The following is a 20,011-nucleotide window of genomic DNA, read 5'->3' as shown; positions in this document are numbered from 1 at the left end:
TTTATTTATCATTGTTATTTTCTAGGTTTAAGTTTCCATCGAAATCTATGATTTCTTTTAAAGAATTTTTTTCTTCTTCTTTTTTTTCCTCATTAATTATATTTTCTTCTTTTATATGAATTTCATTGCAATGATCCCAATGAGATTGATAATTTTTAGGCTTGTGAAACAATAATTTGTCATGATAAATTAAATTAATATCTTCATACAAACTTTTCATATAATACGCCCATATAGGTAAAGCCATATTTGCTCCTTGTCCAACTTGAATATTTTCAAAATGAGAAAATCTATCTTCCCATCCAACCCAAACTCCAGTGGTTAAATTAGGAATCATTCCTATAAACCATCCATCTGAATTTTCATTAGTAGTCCCTGTTTTTCCAGCGATATCTCCTGTAACGTTATATGATTGTAATCTTTTTGCGGTACCATATTGAACTACTCCTTGCATAATTTTCAACATAATATATCCTACTTCTTCACTAAAAACTTGTCTTCTACTAAGATCTATATGCTCTTTAATTAAATTTCCATTTTCATCCTCTATTTTTACTAAAATAGAGGGTTTAACGTAAATTCCATAATTAGTGAATGTATTGAATGCTCCTGTCATTTCATATAAAGTTAAATCAGCAGAACCAAGTGCAATAGATGGATGTTCAGGTATAATAGATTCTATTCCCATTTTTTTTGCTAAATTAATTACTGGACCTGGAGTCATTTGTGATATTAAACGAGCTGAAATTGTATTAACGGAAAAAGCTAAACCATCTTTTAAAGTAATAAATCCCCCGTATCTGCCATTAGAGTTTCTAGGACTCCATTTTCCCAAATGAAATTTTTCATTTGAAATTTTTGTGCAAGGGTTATAATGTAATTCATTAATAGCTGCTGCATATAAAATCGGTTTAAAAACAGAACCAACTTGACGTTGTGTTTGTGCTACATGATCATATTGAAAATAATTAAAATCTATACCCCCTACCCATGCTTTAATAAATCCAGTAGAGGGTTCTACGGATAACATTCCTGCTTGAATAATACTTTTTTGATAACGAATGAAATCCCATGGAGACATAAATACTTTTTTTGATCCATTCCAAGTAAATAATTTGATTAATTGCGGTTTTTTAAATTCTTTTACAATTTGTTCTTCTGTTAACCCTTTTTGCCTTAAATCTTGGTAAAGAGAGGTTCTATGCATAGCAGACATCAGAATTCGTTTTGTTTTTTCCGGAGTAATATTTAAAAATGGAGCATTTTTATTCTTTTTTTGAAAACGATTAAATAAAATTTGTAATTTACTAAGATGTTTTTTTACAGCTTTTTCTGCATAATTTTGCATTTTAGCATCAATAGATGTATATATTTTTAATCCACTAGAATAAAGATTAAGTTTTTGTCCAGTTTTTTCTTCATGTTCACCTAGAGCTTCTTGAATTTCCTTTTTTAAAAATTCACCATAATAAGTCAGTAATTCGAAATCTTTTTTTTGTATTTTAAAATTAATTTTTACAGGTTTTTCTAACTCTTTTTTATATTTATGTGTATTTAATAAATTATATTTTTTCATTTGATGTAAAACTAGATTTCTTTGTTTTTTTGCTCTATCAGGATAATTTTTTGGATTATATAAAGAAGGATTTTCTAACATTCCAACTAATGTAGCGCATTCTCCTAAATTTAGTTCAGAAACCTTTTTATTAAAATAAGTATGAGCTGCAGTTTCTATTCCTTTTGCATTATACAAAAAATCAAATTTATTATAATACATGGTAATAATTTCTTCTTTCGTATAACGTTTTTCTAATTCAATAGCCATTACCCATTCTAAAAGTTTTTGATGAATTCTTTGTAATTTATTTTTTGCAGATGGTCCTGTAAAAAGAAGTTTAGCCAACTGTTGTGATATGGTACTTCCTCCGCCTTTTTTCCCTAAAGAAAGAATTGCTCTAAGAAAGGATTTAGCATCAATTCCAGAATGATATTTAAAACGAATGTCTTCTTTTGCAAGCAGTGCATTCACTAGGTTTTTTGGAAGTTCTTGATAAGTAACTAAAGTTCTATTTTCGGAAAAAAACCTACCTAATAATATTCCATTAGAATCATATACTTCTGATCCTACTTTCATTGCAGGATTTTCTATATCTTTAGTACTAGGTAAAGTCCCTAAATAACCTTTAGAAGCTGCATAAAAAATACTAATAACAGTACTTATTCCTATAATAAATAAAAACCAAAAATAAAAAATAAGTCTAATAAAATAAGAATTTATTTTTGTACTTTTTTTATACACGTATAAAATTATTTTATATTACATAGATAAATCTTTAAATGTAAATTCTGTTTTTTGAATGATGTTGATAGTTGATAATTCCTCTAAAGGAGGCGCTATCTTATTTTTTTCTAAAATTTCTTTAATTTTTTTTACTTTTATTCTAAACCAAGTGTTGGGGTTCTTAATATAAGAAAACCACATTTCCTGTTTAAAAACATCAATTTTCATAGATTGAGCAATCCCTTTTTCTGTATAAATTTTACTGTTAAAATCTGGAAAATCTTTTATGGCGTCTAAGTAAGCATCTAGTTCATAATTTAGACAGCATTTTAATTTACTACATTGTCCAGTTAATTTTTGAATATTTATAGAAAGTTGTTGATATCTAGCTGAATTTGTTGTTACACTTTTAAAATTTTTTAACCAGGTAGAACAACAAAGTTCTCTACCACAAGAACCAATTCCACCAATTTTTGCCGCTTCTTGTCTATATCCTATTTGACGCATTTCTATACGTGTGTGAAAATGAAAGGCAAATTCTTTAATCAATTTTCTAAAATCAATTCTATTTTCAGCTGTATAATAAAAAATAGCCTTTTCTCCATCTCCTTGATATTCTACATCACTAATTTTCATAGAAAGATTTAAATCTTTTACAATTTCTTTTGCTTTTAAAAGAATTGTGAATTCTTTTCTTTTAAAAGATTTCCAAATATTTATTTCTTTATATGTTGATTTTCTGTATATCTTTTTAAAAGTATTTGAATTAATAGTTTGATTTCTTATTTGTAAGTTCACCAATTCTCCAGTTAAATGAACTATACCTATGTCGTATCCTATGCCTGATTTAGGTTCTACAGTAACAATATCCCCTTGATTAAGGAATATTTTTTCTTGATTAAGAAAAAATTCTTTTCTATCATTTTTAAATTGTATTTCTACAATATCATATTTTTGATATTCAAAAGGAGATTGAATATTGGATAACCAATCCAATGTATTAAGTTTGTAACATCGTTTTTTTTGAAAAATATTTTCTTTTTTTGCACATTTATTTAAACAATCATAGCATGATTTATTCATTATTATTATAATAATAAGTTAAGAAACAAAAGTAAATTATGTTTTTTTACTTTGTTTATTCCAGTTAAAAATTTATTTATATATAAATATATTTTTATGAATAAAAAAATAGCAGTATTTCCTGGCTCTTTTGATCCCATTACTTTAGGGCATTATGATATTATTATTAGAGCTTTAAATTTATTTGATAAAATTATTATAGCTATTGGAAAAAATTTTGAAAAAAAAAATATGTTTTCTATTAAAAAGAGAAAAAAGTGGATACAAAAAACTTTTTTAAGTTTATCACAAAAAATAGAAATTGATTCATTTGATGGGTTAACTCTTTCTTTTTGTATAAAGAAAAAAGCTAAATTTTTATTAAGAGGCATTCGGAATCAATTAGATTTTGAATTTGAAAAAAATATATTTATAGTTAATAAAGAATTGTATAAAAAACATGTTATTGAAACAGTTTATCTTTTCTCTTCTTATGATAAATCTCATATTAGTTCTTATATTGTGAGAGACGTTATAAAAAATGGAGGAGATTACACTGTATTTGTCCCTTCTACAGTTAGAATATAAAATTTTATTTATTTTACATTAGAGATCCAATCAAGGGTAATTTGTTTTTTTTCTATATTGACATTTATAAGTTTCACTTTTATTTTATCTCCTAAATGATAAGTTTTCCCTTTCTTTTTTCCAATGATAGTATAATTATTTGAATTCAGAACATAAGAATCTTCTTTAATATCACGTAACTTTACCATTCCTTCAGTTTGAAAGGATAGTAAATCAATATAAACACTCCAATCAGTAAATCCAGTGATAATTCCATCAAATTCTTTTCCTATAAATTTTTTTATATATTTAACTTGTATATATTTCATAAAATCTCTTTCCGCGTCTATAGCTAAACGTTCTTTATTACTGCAATGTTGAGATTGTTTTTCATAAAATTCTACTGTTTTAAGCTTGTATTCTTCACTTTTGTTTTTATTCGTTAAATAATGATATAATAAACGATGTGCTATTATATCTGAATATCTCCTTATAGGAGAAGTAAAATGAGTATAATAGATAAAAGATAAACCATAGTGTCCTATATTTTTTGTGGAATACTTAGCCTTACTCATAGCACGAAGAATTAAATTTTCAATCATATTTTGTTCGGGTTTTCCTTTAATTTTTTTTAATAAATGATTAATAGAAGTTTTTATATTTTTTAAATCTAAAAAATAACCTAAAGGTTCTACAATTTTTTTAAGGAAAAAAATTTTCTGAAAATCAGGTTCATCGTGTACTCTATAGATATAAAGTTTATTAGAAGGATCTCCATTCAAATTTAAGCTAACAAATTCTGAAATTTTTCGATTAGTTAATAACATAAATTCTTCAATTAAACGATGAGCTTCATTATTTTTTTCTATATATAAAGACATAGGATTATTCTCTTCGTCTAAATGAAATTTTACTTCTACTTTTTCTAAAAAAATTGCTCCATTTTTTAATCGATTTTTAATTAATATTTTAGAAAACAAAAATAATGTATAAATATCTTCGTAATAGTCTCCTTTTTTTTGATCTATAATAGATTGCACTTCATCATATGTGAATTTTTTATTAGATTGTATTATAGTTTTTCCAAACCAATTTTTCAATATTTTTCCTTTCTTATTTATATTGAAAACATAGGAAAAACTGAATTTATCTTTTTTCGGTTGTAAAGAACAAAGATCATTAGATAATATTTTAGGAAGCATAGGAATAACTCCTCCTACAAAATAAATAGATGTAGCTCGAGAATATGCTTCTTGATCTAATAAACTTCCTTCTTTTATATAATGAGAAACATCAGATATATGGACTCCTATTTCCCAAGTATCAAAGTTTAATTTTTTAATGGAAAGAGCGTCATCAAAATCTTTTGCATTCAAAGGGTCAATAGTAAAAGTATTGACATCTCGCATGTCTTTTCTGAAGCTCATGTCTGAAATTTTTTTTTCAAAAATTTTATTAGCTTCATTTTCTATTTTCTTTGAAAATTCATAGGATATTCCATATTCTTCCAATAAAGAAGAAATTTCTGTTTTATATTCTCCAGAAGTTCCAAATACTTTTACGATTTTTCCCAAAGGATTTTTAAATTTTTTAGGCCATGAGATAATTTGAACCAATACTTTATCATTATGGTGATATTTTTCCAATTTTTTCATTGGGACTAAGATATCTATATGAATACTATGATTATGTACGATTCCGTATTTAGATTGAATGTCAAATTTTAATATTCCAATAAATTTTTTAGTTTTTCTTTTAATTATTTTTAGCACTTCCCCTTCCATTTTCATTCCTTTCTTAGAAAAAGAAAATCGAATTTTTACTAAGTCTCCTTCTAAAGCTCTATTCGTTTTATTTTTTGGAATAAAAATATCTTTTTGAAATTCGTTGATATGAACAAACGCATATCCATGATTAGTTATATTAATAAATCCTGTGGATAAATTATTATAATGTTTTTTTTTTATTTTTCTTTCTTTTTTCATAATAAAAACATATCTATCTATAAACTATAGATTTTTAGGTATTTGTTATTAAACTTAGGATATTATTTATTATATTTGCAATGATCCGTTTTTTTACTATATATAAAAAATAAAAATAACTCTAAGATGACAGGTAAACGTATATTATATGTTTCTTCGGATTTATTTCCATTCTCTTCAGAGAATTCGATATCTTTATCGGTATTGAAAGCTACTAAATTTATGCAATCAATAGGAAACGATGTACGTATATTTATGCCTCGTTTTGGAATAATAAATGAAAGAAGGCATCAATTACATGAAGTAATTCGTTTATCGGGCATGAATTTGATGATTAATGATATAGATCAACCATTATTGATAAAAGTAGCATCTATTCCTGATGCTAGACTACAAGTTTATTTCATAGATAATGAAGAATATTTTAAAAGAAAAGCAATAGATGAGGACGAAAATGGAGTTTTTTTTTCAGATAATGATGAGAGAGCTTTATTTTTTACAAAAGGAATTTTAGAAACTGTCAAAAAATTAAACTGGAAACCTGATATAATTCATATATATGGATGGATGAGTTCTTTTATTCCTTTATATATTAAAAATTTTTATAAAAACGATCCAGTGTATCAAAATGTAAAAATTGTTGTATCTATTTACAACAAACCTTTTAAAGGATCTTTAAATAAAGATATTGCCAAAAAAATAAAATTTGATGGCATTAAATCTAGAAAATTAAAATTGTTAGTAAATCCAAATTATTTTAATTTAATCAAATTATGTATGTATTTTTCGGATGCAATTATAAAAGGAGATCTTTCTTTTCCGGAAGAAATAGAAGATTACATAAAAGTAAATAAGTTATTAGTATTAAAATATTACCCTGTAGAAGAGATAGAAACCGTTTATCAACAATTTTATAAAGAAACTGTTTTAGAACAGATAAATTAAATAGATAAAAATTATAATTTTATCTAGAATGTGCGGTATAATTGGTTATTTAGGGTATAGAGAAGCTTATCCTATTCTTATTAATGGATTAAAAAAATTGGAATATAGAGGATATGATAGCTCTGGTATTGCTGTTTTTTACGAAAATGGATATAATTTATGCAAGACTAAAGGAAGAGTTTATGAATTGGAAAAAAAAATTTCCTATAGTAAAATTCAAATAAAAGGAACAACAGGAATAGGTCATACAAGATGGGCAACTCATGGAATAGCGGATGATATTAATGCTCATCCTCATGTTTCTAATTCTAATGAACTCATTATGATTCATAATGGAATTATAGAGAATTACTATGCTATCAAAGTTATTTTATTGAAAAATGGATTTACTTTTAAAAGTAAAACAGATACGGAGGTTCTTGTTAATTTAATTGAATATTTGAAAAAAGAAAATAAATTATCTTTAGAAGAAGCAGTAAGGATTTCTTTGAATGAAATTGTGGGGGCTTATTCTATTGCTGTAGTAGAAAGATCTCATCCTGATACAATTATTATTGCAAAATTGGGAAGTCCTTTATCTTTGGGGGTTAATGATAAAGAATTTTTTGTTGCATCTGATCCTATTTCTTTTATATATCATACTAAAAATGTTATTTATTTAAAAGATGGAGAAATGGCTATTCTTAAAAAAGGAAAGGATTTGGATTTTAGAAAAATTATAGATAATCATAGATTAAATCCAATTATTAAAAAACTTCAAATTAATTTAAAAGAAATAGAGAAAGGAGAATATAAATATTTCATGTTAAAAGAAATATATGAACAACCTAAAACAATTTTAGATACTCTACGAGGTAGATTATTAATTCCTGAAAGAATTATTTGTATTAATGGGGTTGAATCTAATAAAGAGATTTTTGTCAATGCTAAATGTATAACTATAGTAGCATGTGGCACTTCATGGCATGCTAGTTTAATTGGAGAATATTTATTAGAGGAACTAACTCGTATTCCAGTAGAGGTGGAATATGCTTCTGAATTTAGATACAGGAATCCTATCATAGGTGAAAAAGATGTCGTCATTGTGATTTCCCAATCGGGAGAAACAGCCGATACTTTAGCCGCTTTAAAATTAGCAAAAAAGAAAGGGGCTTTTGTATTTGGTATTTGTAATGTGGTAGGATCATCTATTGCACGAAATGTGGATGCAGGAGCTTATACGCATGCGGGGCCTGAAATAGGCGTCGCCTCTACAAAAGCTTTTACTGCACAGATTACAGTTCTAATTTTACTAGCTTTGATTATAGGAAAACATAGATCTACAATCAATGATAATCGTTATAAATTATTATGTAAGGAGCTTGGATCAATTCCAGAAAAAGTAGATCACACTCTGAAGATGGATAATACTATCAAAATAATATCTCAAGTGTATCATGATGTAAATAATTTTCTCTATTTAGGTAGAGGGATTAATTTTCCGGTTGCTTTAGAAGGGGCTTTAAAACTGAAAGAGATATCCTATATTCATGCAGAAGGTTATCCTGCTGCAGAAATGAAACATGGGCCTATAGCCTTAATTGACGAAAATATGCCAGTGGTTATTATTGCTACAAAAAAAGGATGTTACGATAAAATTATTGGTAATATTCAAGAAATTAAAGCTAGGAAAGGGAAAATTATAGCTATAATCAATGAAGATGACATTCAAGTTAATATGTTAGCGGACCACGTGATAAGAATACCAGATATTTCTGAAGTACTTAGTCCGTTAGTAACTGTTATCCCTCTTCAATTATTAGCTTATCAAATAGCTTATATACGTGGAGAAAATATAGATCAACCAAGAAATTTAGCAAAATCAGTAACAGTAGAATAAATCAAGATTCAATATCTGATTGTGTTTGATTTTTTAATATATTTTTCCAAAGCCATAGCCATAGAAGGAAATTCTGGTGTCGGAACTTTTATATCGATTTTTAATCCCGCTTTATAAGCAGCGTCTAAAGTATTTTTTCCGAAAGTAGCAATTTTTACATTATTTTGATCAAAATTAGGAAAATTATCAAATAAAGATTTTATTTCTGCTGGATTAAAAAAAACTAAAATATCATAATATATATGTTTCAAATCAGATAAATCACTAGAAGCGGTTTTATATAAAATAGCTCTTTTCCAAGAGATATTTTGTTTATTTAATATATCAATAATTTCTGATTTTAATATGTCTGAAGAAGGTAAAAGAAACTTTTCTTTGGAATGTTTTTTAATATAAGGAAGTATATCTTGAAATGATTTATTTCCAATATGAATTTTTCTTTTTCTAAAAAGAATATATTTTTGTAAATAATAAGCTATAGTTTTTGTTTGGCAGATATATTTCATAGAAGCAGGGACTTTAAAACGCATAGACTCTGCTAAACGAAAATAATGATCTACGGATTTTTTACTAATAAAAAGAATTACGGTAAAATCAGAAAAATTTATTTTCTGTTTTCTTACATCACTAGATGACGCACCTTTTACTTCTATGAAAGATCGGAAGTCAATATTTACATTTTTATTTTTGCTAAGTTTTATATATGGAGTATTAAATCCACCATTAAGAGATTGTGAAATCAGAATATTATTTATCTTGATTCTTTTTTTGTGCAATATAATTAGTTTTTTAATTTTATCTTTTTAAGATCGCAAATGTATATAGAAAATTAATACAAAAAAAATAAAAGAGGCACAGAGCGGAATCGAACCGCTATAAAAGGTTTTGCAGACCTCTGCCTTTCCATTCGGCCACAGTGCCATTAACAATCGCTATTATCCAAAATTACACATACTCTATCTATATTTCCTTGTAATGGAGGGTTTTCTTTACAAATTTTTATTTTTGTATATTTTATTAAAGGTTTATTGTATTTTTTAATTCTTTTAATTATTCTTTGTGCTAAATGTTCAATCAATTTAGAATTGATATCCATTTCTTCTTTTACAATAGAATACAAATCTATATAATTAATAGTTTTTGATAAATCATCATTAATAGATGCTTGATACAAATCAAATTCGATTTCTAAATTTACTGTATAATGAGAGCCAACATATTTTTCTTCTGGCATACATCCATGAAATCCAAATAATTTAATATTTTCTAATACAATTTTTCCCATAGAAAAAATATTATTTTTTTATGGCTTTTTTATAATTTTCCTCTACTTGAATCCAATTTACGATATTCCAAAAAGCACATATATAATCTAAACGACGATTTTGATATTGTAGATAATAAGCGTGTTCCCAAATATCTAATCCTAATATTGGAATTCCTTCACAACCTATTCCATACATAAGAGGATTGTCTTGATTTGTTGTGGAACAAATTATTAATTTTTCTTCTCTAACACACAACCAAGTCCATCCAGAACCAAAATGATTCGCCGCAATCTTAGAAAAGGTTTCTTTAAAAGAATCAAAAGAGTTAAAATTTTTTTTAAAAATATCATTTAAATATACACTTGGATGGGAATATTGTGAGTGAGGTATTAATATTTTCCAAAATAGATTGTGATTGTAAAAACCTCCCCCATTATTACGTATTACTCTAGATTCAACATGAACTTTTTCTAAAATTTCTTTTATAGAAAAATTCATCATACTTGTGCTTGAAATAGCCTGGTTTAGATTATTGGTATAAGTTGCATGATGTTTATTATAATGAATATCCATAGTTTTTCTATCTATATAAGGTTCAAAATCCTTATATGAATAAGGTAATTTTGGAAGTTTAAATGACATAATTATTTTTTTTAGTTATGTTTATATGTTGTATATATTTTATAATATTATAACAAAGGTATTTATTTTTATAATATTATTGCACTTATTCCAGGAAGCGTTTTATTTTTTAAACTGGACAACATGGCCCCCCCTCCAGTAGATAAATAACTTATTTTTTTTTCACAGTTTTCCATTTTTAATGAAGCGATAGAATCTCCTCCTCCTACTAAAGAAAATGCACCTTTTTCGGTTCTATTTGCAATAGCTTTTGCTACAGATCTAGTTCCTAAAGAAAAATTTGAAAATTCAAAAACTCCTACAGGACCATTCCATAAAATGGTTTTAGATTTTTCTATAATTTTACAAAAGTTTTTTATAGAATAAGGTCCTATATCTAATCCCATCCATCCATTTGGAATAGAATGAATTGGGACAATTTTAGTGTTAGATTCATTTTTGAACGAATCAGCTATTACCACGTCTTTTGGAAGATGGATAATATTTATTTTATCCTGATATTTATGAAAAATTTTTTTTAATGTTTTTTCAATTATCTGATTTTTTTCAATTATAGAATCTCCTATCATTCCTCCTTTTATTTTTATAAAAGGATAAGACATCCCTCCTCCTATTAGGATGTAATCTGCAAAACCAATAATATTTTCAATAATTTCTATTTTAGAAGAAATTTTTGCTCCTCCTAATAAAACACTAATTGGTCTTTCTCCTTTTCCAAGCAAAAATTGATTTAAATATTGTATTTCTTTTTTCATAAGAAAGCCAATACATTTTTTTTCTCCAAAAAATTTTGGTAGAATGGTTATGGAAGTATGGTAACGATGCGCAACGCCGAAAGCATCATTTACGTATATATCTCCTAGCTTCGATAATTCGTAAGCAAAATTTTCATTTTCTTTTTCTTCTTCTTTATGAAAACGTAAATTTTCCAATAATAAGATTTCCCCATATTTTAATTCATTCACTTTTTTTATAGTAGAATCTCCTATACAATTTTCGAAAAAATTTACAGTTATTTTTAGCAATTTTGATAAATGTTGAACTAAAAATTTTAAGGAAAAAGCCTTAGAGGGGGCTCCTTTCGGTCTTCCAAAATGAGAAATGAGAACAATTTTTCCTTTTTCAGAAAGAATTTTCTGAATCGTAGGAATAGTATATTGAATTCGAGTGTCATCTGTTATTTCGTGTAACTCATTTATTGGTACATTAAAATCAACTCTTATTAGAGCTGTTTGATTTTCGAAATTAAAATCATCAACAGTTTTTATTTTCTTCATCTCCTTGTAATCGTTAAGATTGAGTAATTAATATAGTTAAGAATAATGAAATGACGTGAATGACGTATTTCAATAAATAAGTAAAATTTTGAATATGCAAAATTACTAATTTTATAGTATTTCAAATGATTTTTTGAAATTTTTAGTGTATATTATTGTTCTTTTTTTAAAACTATGCTAATAGCAATAGGATCCGATCATACAGGAATAGATCATAAATATATAATAAACAATTTTTTAATTAAAAAAGGATATAAAATTAAAGATTTTGGATTTTCTAAATATGGAGAACAGGTTGATTATCCGGATTTTATTCATCCTACTGCAGAATTTGTGAATCAAGGAAAAGCCGATTTTGGAATTATTATATGCGGAAGTGGAAATGGAGCTGCCATGACGGCTAATAAATACCATAAAATTCGTGCAGCTTTGGTGTGGAAGAAAGAAATTGCTATTTTAGCGAGAAAACATAATAATGCTAACATTATTAGTTTACCAGCGCGTTTTATAAATAAAAATAAAATTACAGAAATTGTAGAAATATTTTTGGTAACAAGTTTTGAAGGAGGGAGACACAAAATAAGAACAGAGAAAATACCTAAAATCCTCAGTAGCTCAGCTGGTTAGAGCACCTGACTGTTAATCAGGGTGTCGCTGGTTCGAATCCAGCCTGAGGAGTTTATCGGGGTGTAGCTCAGATTGGTTAGAGTACACGTCTGGGGGGCGTGTGGCCGCTGGTTCAAATCCAGTCACCCCGATTTTTATTATTTTCCATAAATAAAATTAGAAACTATTTGAATAGCTTTTTTTTTTGTTTGAGATAAATCAATGTTTAATAAAACAAAATCAAATAATTTAGCGTAATTATTTTCTTCTTTCGCCTTATTTAAACGAATATTTATATTCTTTTTATAATCATCTGAATTTTCATAACATCTTGTTATCAATCTTTTTCTTAAAATATTTATAGAATTTACCATTATAAATATGGATAAAGAATTATTGGGGTATTGTTTTTTTAGATTTAATCCGCCTTTTACATCTATATCGAATAAAACATGTTGTTTTAATTTCCAATTTTTATAAATTTCTCTTTTCAAGGTACCGTAAAATAATTTAGGATAAACTTCTTCCCACTCTGCAAATTGATATTTTTTTATTCTAGATATAAAAGAGGCTACAGACAAAAAATAATAATCTTTTCCATGTATTTCATTGTTTCGAATTGATCGTGTAGTGCATGAAACAGAAAATTTTAATTCCGGAAATTTCGAAAGTAAACAATGTGAAATAGTAGTTTTTCCTGATCCGGAAGGTCCTGACAAAATAATCATTTTTCCTTTTTTCATTATTTTACCTAACTTTGTTTTAGTTAATGGAAAATTAAGTTTTTATAAAAATTTATATGAAATGAAATTAGGAATAGTAGGAGCAACAGGGATGGTAGGTCGTGTTATGATTGATCTTTTAGAGAAAAGAAATTTCCCATTGAAAGAGTTATATCTTTCTGCTTCCGAAAAGTCTGTAGACAAGGAGTTATTTTTTAAAAAAAAAGTATATAAAATTATTAGTATATATGATTTATTTTTAAAAAAACCTGATATTGTTTTATTTTCATCTGGATCTAATGTATCAAAAGAATGGGCTCCAAAATTTTCAGATATAGGATCTATAGTTATTGATAATTCTTCTGCGTGGAGAATGGATTCCAGCAAAAAGTTAGTTGTTCCTGAAATCAATGCTTCTTATTTGTCTGAAAAAGATAAAATTATTGCAAATCCAAATTGTTCTACAATACAATTAGTTATGGTATTATTTCCATTACATTTAGAATATGAAATTAGTAGAGTTATCGTTTCCACTTATCAATCAGTAACAGGAACTGGAAAAAAAGCTTTGGATCAATTGGATAGAGAACGAAAAAAAAATGGAAATTGCTCTTTTAGAGTATATCCTCATCCTATCTATCAAAATGTAATCCCTCATTGCGATCAATTTACGGATAAAGGATATACAATAGAAGAAATGAAATTGATAAATGAAACAAGAAAAATAATGAATGATTATAATATAGCAATAACGGCTACTGCCGTACGTGTTCCTGTTACAGGGGGCCATTCAGAAAGTGTGAATATCACATTTAGGAAAAAACCTAGTATAAATCGTATATATGAAATACTATCGAAAAGAAAAGGAATAATCATTCAAGATCACCCAAAAGATGATATTTATCCAATGCCATTGTATGCTCATGGAAAAGATGAAATATTTGTAGGTAGAATACGAGAAGATTTTTCATTTCAAAATTCTATAAATATTTGGATAGTAGCAGATAATCTTCGTAAAGGCGCAGCTACTAACACTATTCAGATTGCAGAATATTTGATAAGAAAAAAATATGTTTAATAAAAATTTTTTTCAATGATAATGGTATATTCGCCTAATATTTTTTCTATATTTTGATGGTATAAAATCATTTTTTCTACGTTCCCTCTTAATATATTATGAAAATATTTAGATATTTCTTTACATATGACAATATTTCTTTCCGATCCAAAGAAATATTTCATATCGTTTAATGTTTTCAGTAATCTATGAGGTGATTCATATAATATAATAGTTCTACTTTCTTTAGATAAATTTTCTAATTTAATTTTTCTTTTTTTTTTAGGTAAAAAGCCAATAAAAATAAATTCGTTAGTAGGTATTCCTGAACAAACTAATGCTGGAACAAAAGCTGTAGGTCCAGGAAGGCATTCTATTGGAACAGAAGCCTTAATACAAGATTTAATAAGCAAAAAACCTGGGTCAGATATACTTGGAGTTCCCGCATTAGATATTAACGCTATTTTTTTTCCTTCTCTAATTTTTTTTAAAATAGAAGGAATTATTTTATGTTCATTATAAATGTGATATTCATTTATATTATTTTTAATATTATAAAAGTTTAATAACTTTTTGGAAGTTTTATAACTTTCCACTAAAATTAAATCTACCTCTTTTAATATCCGTAAACTTCTAAAAGTAAAATCTTCTAAATTTCCTATAGGAGTAGGGACAATATATAACATATTACATATTAGAATTTAAAATGTCAAGAATTAAGTAAAAAAAGATATAATAAATCTATTATTTTAAAAATAAAAATCCATAACTTCTGTTGTGGAGTTTGTATGAAAAATGTTTATAACAACTATCTAAATCTATAATAATTTAATTTAAAGCAATTAAACTAGATTATGTAAAATACTTTTTTTTAAATCTGAAATTTCATCATAAAAATAAAATAGTTATTCATATTTATTATAAATAGTTGAGTTAATGCATATAAGAAAATTAATTAATGCTGATGAAATCAATAGTAATGAGAGGTAAACAATATATATTTAGAAGTCGTTTAGTATCTGGTGATATCATATTTAAATATGATTTAAATGGTTTTTTAAGAGAAGTTATTTTCCCTGAAAGACTTTCTTTATCTCATTATGTATGGATAGGTAAATATTTACCTTATAATGAATCTATTATAAATAAAATGAGAAATACCAGGGCTTCTTTTTCGATAGAAGAAATTCCTGCTGATTTATCTTTCAATCGTTTTTGGACAGATTACAAATATAAAGTTGGAAAAAAAAGAATGGCTGAAAATATATGGAATCGAATGTCTTTATCCGATAGAGTCAAAGCTTTGTCTTATATTCCTAAATATTTAGATCACGTTAGACGAACAGGACATGATCAAGCTTATCCTACTACTTATTTAAATCAAAGATATTTTGATAGTTAAAGAATTATAATTACTTGTAACTTAGTTTGTTTCATTTTGATTTTTAATTATAATATTAATAGCTTCTTCTAAATTCAATGAATTATCAAAAAATATTTTTTCATCAATTGGAATTGATTTATTATTATATTTAATGTAAATATTACGTTTATTGATTTTTAATAAAATTTCTTTTTTTTCAAATATTCCCAATAATTTAGGCAATTGAATAATTTTCAAAGCTTCTGAAAGAGAAATTGTTTCTATTTTTTGTTTGTTTAATAAAGGAGAAAATTTTGGTTTATTTTTTTTATTAAATTCTCCCATTTGAATAATGGGACCATATTTAGCTAACTTTGCAAAAATTTTTTGATTAGACTTTGGGTCCTTTCCAAGAAAACGTTCTTTATGAATTTTATCGGTATGCTTTTTAACATATTGTATTTTCTTGTTAAATTCTCTATAGAAATTTTCAAGAATTTTAATATAAGATTGTTTTCCTTTAGCTATCTCATCAAAATCTTTTTCTAAATCTGCGGTAAAATTATAATTTACTATTTCATGAAAATTTTTCTTTAAAAAATCAGTGGTTAAAATTCCTATTTCTGTAGGAAAAAATTTATTTTTTTCTATTTCAATAATTTTATCATTCTTTTTAAGAATTGAATTTTCTTTTAAAAAAAAAGTTTCACGTATTTCTATTTTTTTTGAAATTTTTTGTATACTAACATAATTTCTTTTTTGTATAGTGGAAATTATAGGAACATAAGTAGAAGGCCTCCCTATTCCTAATCGTTCTAATTTTTTAACTAAACTAGCTTCATTATATCTGTGCAGATGATTTTTAATAATTTGTTTAGCTATAATCTCTTTTTTTTCTAAAAAAGAGCCTTTTTTTAAAGTGTCAATACTAGACTCTTCTTTTTTTTCTTTATCTGATATCTTTGTAAATCCATCAAATAAAATAGTTTTTTTTGTCCAAATGAAAAAATTATCCAAACGAGAAGGTTGAATATAAATATCTTTTTTTTCAATAATAGCGTCTGTCATTTGACCTGAAATTGTTCGTTTCCATATAAGTTTATAAAGACGTTTTTGAAATATATCTAAGGAATCTAAATAATTATCATCAAAATTAATGATAGTAGGGTGTATTGCTTCATGAGCTTCTTGAGATAACTTATTCTCTTGTTTAAAAAATTCTTTTACAGATAAATATTTCTGTCCATATGAAGAAAGTATAAAATTTTTTATATCTAATAATATACTTTTTGATAAATTTGTGCTATCTGTTCTAATATATGTGATAAATCCTTTTTCATACAATTTTTGAGCTAATAACATTGTTTGCGCTATAGAATAATTTAATCTGTTAGAGGCTTCCTGTTGTAAAGAAGAGGTGGTAAATGGAGGAGAAGGGGTTTTTTTTTCTTTTTTTATAATGATTTTTTTGACTATAAAAGTGCTATTTATGCATAATGTTAAAATATTTTTCATTTTTTTTTTATCTTCTATTTTTTTTTCCAGTTTAGCATTGAATGTTATTTTTCCTTTAGAATTAGTGAAAATTCCAGTTATTTGATAAACTGGAGTAGGAATAAAATTCTGAATTTTTTTTTCTTGTTCTACTATCAATCTAACGGCGACAGATTGAACTCTACCTGCAGAAAGTCCTCTATTGATTTTTTTCCATAAAATAGGAGATAATTGAAATCCTACTAATCTATCTATAATTCGTCTAGTTTGTTGCGCATAAACTAAATTATAATCGATTGATCGTGGATTCTCTATAGCGTTATAAATTGCTTTCTTCGTGATTTCGTGAAAAACAATTCTTTGATATTTTTTATCAGGAATATTAAATGTTTTGTAAATTTGATAAGCAATAGCTTCGCCCTCTCGATCTTCATCGGAAGCTAACCAAATAATTTCGTGGTTTTTTATTAATATTTTAAGATTTTCAACAATTTTTTTTTTCTTAGACAATATCACATAGTTAGGTTTAAAATTTTCTTGAATTTTAACTCCTATTTCTTTTTCCGGTAAATCTATGATATGTCCATAACTAGATACTACAGAATAATTTTTTCCAAGAAATGCTTGTATTGTATGGGCTTTAGTGGGGGATTCTACAATTACTAAATTTTTTTTCATTTTAATTTAATTCTTACAACTCATTGAGTTCTTTCCACAACAAAATTTACCATTATCTTTAAAGTTTCTTTAATAGCACCTTCTGGATAAAATTCTAAAATTTTTAATGCATTATTACGGAATTTAATCATTTTTTGAGTTGCATATTCCAGTCCTCCATATTTTCTGACATAATCAATGATTTTATATCTTTTTTTTTCGTCATAATTTTTTATGTAATCTAATATGCACTTTTGATCCTTTTTGGAAGCGTTTCGAATAGCATAAATAAGTGGAAGTGTTATTTTTTTTTCTCTTAAATCCATTCCTGCGGGTTTCCCCGTAAAATTTTCGTTTTTTTCTTCATAATCAAATAAATCATCCTTAATTTGAAAAGCTATTCCTGTAAGAATTCCAAATTTTCTCATTTTTAAAGCTGTTTTTTCATTTGTATTAACTGAACGGGCACCGGCTTCACAAGAAGCTGCTATTAAACTTGCTGTTTTGTGGTAAATAATTTGATTATAAATTTTTTCAGTAATATTTAATTTTTTTGATTTTTCCATTTGTAATAATTCCCCTTCGCTCATATCTCTTATAGTATTGCATACAATTTTAAGTAAATCATAATAATTATTATTTGTTGCAATTAAAAGACTCTTGGAAAGCAAGTAATCTCCAATTAAAACAGCTATTTTATTTTTCCATATAGCATTAATAGAAAAAGAACCACGACGAAGGGAGCTATTGTCTATAACATCATCATGTACAAGCGTAGCGGTATGGATAAGCTCAATTAAACAGGCAGTATGATATGTTTTTTTTTGTATTTTTCCTAACATTTTAGCTATTAAAAAAACAAATATAGGGCGGATTAATTTTCCTTTTCTATGAATAATATAATGAGTAATTCTATCTATAAGAGGTATATTACTTTTAATTATATTTTCAAATTGTTTTTCGAATTCTTTTATTTCTTCTTTTATTGTGGTTTTTATTTTTTCTAAAATAATTTTCATAATATCATTAATGATATCTTATGATCTTTACAAAATTAGCATAACATCGCCATAAGAGTAAAATCTATATTTTTCTTTTATTGCTATTTGATATGCTTTCATTATTAAATCAAAACCTGCAAAAGCTACTGTCATCATTAGTAATGTAGATTTTGGCATATGAAAATTTGTAATCATAGAGTTGGCTATACTAAAATTATAAGGAGGAAAAATAAATTTATTAGTCCATCCATAAAATGGATTCAAACTTTTACTAGAAGAAACAGAGCTTTCGATAGCTCTCATGGAAGAAGTCCCAACTGCACATATTCTTTTTTTTTTTTGTATAGAAAAATTTATTATTTTACATGTTTCTTCATTTATAAAACATTTTTCGGAATCCATTTTATGTTTTGATATATCTTCTACTTCTACTGGTAAAAAACTTCCTAATCCTAAGTGTAAAGTGATTTCTACTAAATTTGTTCCTTTTATTTCTAATTTTTTTAATAAATGTTTTGAGAAATGTAGCCCTGCTGTAGGAGCAGCTACAGATCCTTCTTTTTTTGCATATATAGTTTGATAACGTTCTTTATCGTTTTTTTCCGGTTGTCTATTAATATATTTAGGTAAAGGAGTCTTGCCTAATTCTTTTATTTTTTTTATAAGTTCTTTGTGGCTTCCATCAAAATTAAGTTGTAAAATTCTTCCTCTAGAAGTAGTATTATCTATAACTTCTCCTGTTAATCCAGATCCAAAATTTAATTTGTTTCCTACCCTTACTTTTCTTGCAGGATCAACTAATACATCCCATGTTCTATCTTCTGGATCTAATTCCCTAAGCAGAAAAACTTCTATTTTAGCTTCTGTTTTTTCTTTATTTCCAAATAATCTTGCCGGAAAAACTTTAGTGTTATTGAGAATAATAGTATCTCCTTCTTCGAAATATTCATGTAAATCTTTAAATAATTTATGTTCTATTTTTTTATTTTTTCTATGAATAATCATTAATCTAGATTCATCTCTTTCTTGCATAGGGAATTTAGCAAGAAGATTTGAAGGAGATATAAAATCAAAATCTGAAGTTCTCATGTTAATGAATTAGGAAATTTTTACAATACATTATTATATAAAATTAGGTTATTTTTTTTCTAACGAAAAAAAATATATATATTTATTCTTACTCCAAAACTTTTTTTTTGAAAAAA

At 25.9% G+C, this 20,011-nt stretch carries 18 protein-coding genes and 3 tRNA genes; 8 read left to right on the top strand and 13 right to left on the bottom strand.

Going from position 1 to position 20,011, the window contains the following annotated elements; genetic code table 11:
* Position 1: 1 nt before the first annotated feature.
* Together H0H64_RS01795 and H0H64_RS01790 are read right to left on the bottom strand one after the other, a co-directional pair.
* Positions 2-2,299, bottom strand: a complete 2,298-nt coding sequence (locus tag H0H64_RS01795) for a transglycosylase domain-containing protein (protein ID WP_185857100.1) — start codon at positions 2,297-2,299, stop codon at positions 2-4.
* Positions 2,300-2,317: 18 nt separating this feature from the next.
* A complete protein-coding gene (locus tag H0H64_RS01790) occupies positions 2,318-3,364 on the bottom strand; it encodes a PSP1 domain-containing protein (protein WP_185857099.1) in 1,047 nt (348 codons plus the stop codon).
* A 96-nt stretch (positions 3,365-3,460) separates the two neighbouring features.
* Here H0H64_RS01790 and coaD point away from each other — a divergent pair, with 96 nt between their 5' ends.
* The gene (gene coaD / locus H0H64_RS01785; RefSeq protein WP_185857098.1) at positions 3,461-3,931 is read left to right on the top strand and encodes a pantetheine-phosphate adenylyltransferase; all 471 of its coding nucleotides are present in this window, start codon (positions 3,461-3,463) and stop codon (positions 3,929-3,931) included.
* A gap of 8 nt (positions 3,932-3,939) precedes the next feature.
* Here the strand turns inward: coaD and rnr are convergent, their stop codons facing one another.
* Entirely contained in the window at positions 3,940-5,895 is a 1,956-nt protein-coding gene (gene rnr, locus H0H64_RS01780) for a ribonuclease R (protein WP_185857097.1), read from the bottom strand.
* Between the two features lie 126 nt (positions 5,896-6,021).
* On the opposite strand from rnr, the gene H0H64_RS01775 reads away from it, so the two are divergent.
* Complete coding sequence (locus H0H64_RS01775) at positions 6,022-6,840, top strand: glycogen/starch synthase (protein WP_185857096.1); 819 nt, start codon at positions 6,022-6,024, stop codon at positions 6,838-6,840.
* Between the two features lie 28 nt (positions 6,841-6,868).
* Positions 6,869-8,719 (top strand): glutamine--fructose-6-phosphate transaminase (isomerizing), encoded by a 1,851-nt coding sequence (glmS, locus tag H0H64_RS01770; RefSeq protein ID WP_185857095.1) that lies wholly within the window; start codon positions 6,869-6,871, stop codon positions 8,717-8,719.
* A gap of 8 nt (positions 8,720-8,727) precedes the next feature.
* Here the strand turns inward: glmS and H0H64_RS01765 are convergent, their stop codons facing one another.
* The 5 genes from H0H64_RS01765 to H0H64_RS01745 all read right to left on the bottom strand — a co-directional run bounded on the left by H0H64_RS01765 (position 8,728) and on the right by H0H64_RS01745 (position 11,906).
* A complete protein-coding gene (locus H0H64_RS01765; protein ID WP_185857609.1) occupies positions 8,728-9,480 on the bottom strand; it encodes a uroporphyrinogen-III synthase in 753 nt (250 codons plus the stop codon).
* 89 nt (positions 9,481-9,569) lie between these two features.
* Positions 9,570-9,640 (bottom strand) — tRNA-Cys (locus tag H0H64_RS01760).
* A 1-nt stretch (position 9,641) separates the two neighbouring features.
* On the bottom strand, positions 9,642-10,004 hold the full coding sequence (gene folB / locus H0H64_RS01755; protein WP_185857094.1) for a dihydroneopterin aldolase: 363 nt from the start codon (positions 10,002-10,004) through the stop codon (positions 9,642-9,644).
* 10 nt (positions 10,005-10,014) lie between these two features.
* Positions 10,015-10,629, bottom strand: a complete 615-nt coding sequence (locus H0H64_RS01750) for a superoxide dismutase (protein WP_185857093.1) — start codon at positions 10,627-10,629, stop codon at positions 10,015-10,017.
* Between the two features lie 68 nt (positions 10,630-10,697).
* Positions 10,698-11,906, bottom strand: a complete 1,209-nt coding sequence (locus tag H0H64_RS01745; RefSeq protein ID WP_185857092.1) for a phosphoglycerate kinase — start codon at positions 11,904-11,906, stop codon at positions 10,698-10,700.
* Positions 11,907-12,080: 174 nt separating this feature from the next.
* Between H0H64_RS01745 and H0H64_RS01740 the strand changes: the two genes are divergently transcribed.
* From H0H64_RS01740 to H0H64_RS01730, 3 genes are all read left to right on the top strand, one after another.
* On the top strand, positions 12,081-12,533 hold the full coding sequence (locus H0H64_RS01740) for an RpiB/LacA/LacB family sugar-phosphate isomerase (protein WP_185857091.1): 453 nt from the start codon (positions 12,081-12,083) through the stop codon (positions 12,531-12,533).
* Positions 12,511-12,584: transfer RNA gene (locus H0H64_RS01735), tRNA-Asn, on the top strand. Before H0H64_RS01740 ends, H0H64_RS01735 begins: the two co-directional genes overlap by 23 nt.
* Positions 12,585-12,589: 5 nt before the next feature.
* Positions 12,590-12,664 (top strand) — tRNA-Pro (locus H0H64_RS01730).
* 6 nt (positions 12,665-12,670) lie between these two features.
* Here the strand turns inward: H0H64_RS01730 and gmk are convergent.
* Positions 12,671-13,240 (bottom strand): guanylate kinase, encoded by a 570-nt coding sequence (gmk, locus tag H0H64_RS01725; RefSeq protein WP_317168467.1) that lies wholly within the window; start codon positions 13,238-13,240, stop codon positions 12,671-12,673.
* Positions 13,241-13,316: 76 nt separating this feature from the next.
* Between gmk and H0H64_RS01720 the strand changes: the two genes are divergently transcribed.
* Positions 13,317-14,312: an aspartate-semialdehyde dehydrogenase gene (locus H0H64_RS01720; protein WP_185857089.1), complete on the top strand. Its 996-nt coding sequence runs from the start codon at positions 13,317-13,319 to the stop codon at positions 14,310-14,312.
* Here the strand turns inward: H0H64_RS01720 and rsmI are convergent.
* Complete coding sequence (rsmI, locus tag H0H64_RS01715) at positions 14,309-14,977, bottom strand: 16S rRNA (cytidine(1402)-2'-O)-methyltransferase (RefSeq protein WP_185857088.1); 669 nt, start codon at positions 14,975-14,977, stop codon at positions 14,309-14,311. The genes H0H64_RS01720 and rsmI overlap by 4 nt on opposite strands.
* Before the next feature lie 293 nt (positions 14,978-15,270).
* On the opposite strand from rsmI, the gene H0H64_RS01710 reads away from it, so the two are divergent.
* Positions 15,271-15,693, top strand: coding sequence for a hypothetical protein (locus H0H64_RS01710; RefSeq protein ID WP_185857608.1), 423 nt, complete (start codon positions 15,271-15,273; stop codon positions 15,691-15,693).
* Positions 15,694-15,714: 21 nt separating this feature from the next.
* On the opposite strand, the gene topA is transcribed toward H0H64_RS01710, so the two are convergent.
* From topA to queA, 3 genes are read right to left on the bottom strand one after another with little or no spacing between them, the layout of a single operon-like run.
* Entirely contained in the window at positions 15,715-17,826 is a 2,112-nt protein-coding gene (gene topA / locus H0H64_RS01705) for a type I DNA topoisomerase (RefSeq protein ID WP_185857087.1), read from the bottom strand.
* 20 nt (positions 17,827-17,846) lie between these two features.
* On the bottom strand, positions 17,847-18,824 hold the full coding sequence (locus H0H64_RS01700; protein WP_185857086.1) for a polyprenyl synthetase family protein: 978 nt from the start codon (positions 18,822-18,824) through the stop codon (positions 17,847-17,849).
* 27 nt (positions 18,825-18,851) lie between these two features.
* Complete coding sequence (gene queA, locus H0H64_RS01695; protein WP_185857085.1) at positions 18,852-19,895, bottom strand: tRNA preQ1(34) S-adenosylmethionine ribosyltransferase-isomerase QueA; 1,044 nt, start codon at positions 19,893-19,895, stop codon at positions 18,852-18,854.
* Between the last annotated feature and the right edge of the window lie 116 nt (positions 19,896-20,011).

Origin of the sequence: Blattabacterium cuenoti (genome assembly GCF_014251635.1) — a bacterium.
GTDB lineage: Bacteria > Bacteroidota > Bacteroidia > Flavobacteriales > Blattabacteriaceae > Blattabacterium > Blattabacterium cuenoti_S.
Note: the sequence above shows the minus strand (reverse complement) of the source record. Positions and strands in the feature narration are given on the sequence as shown.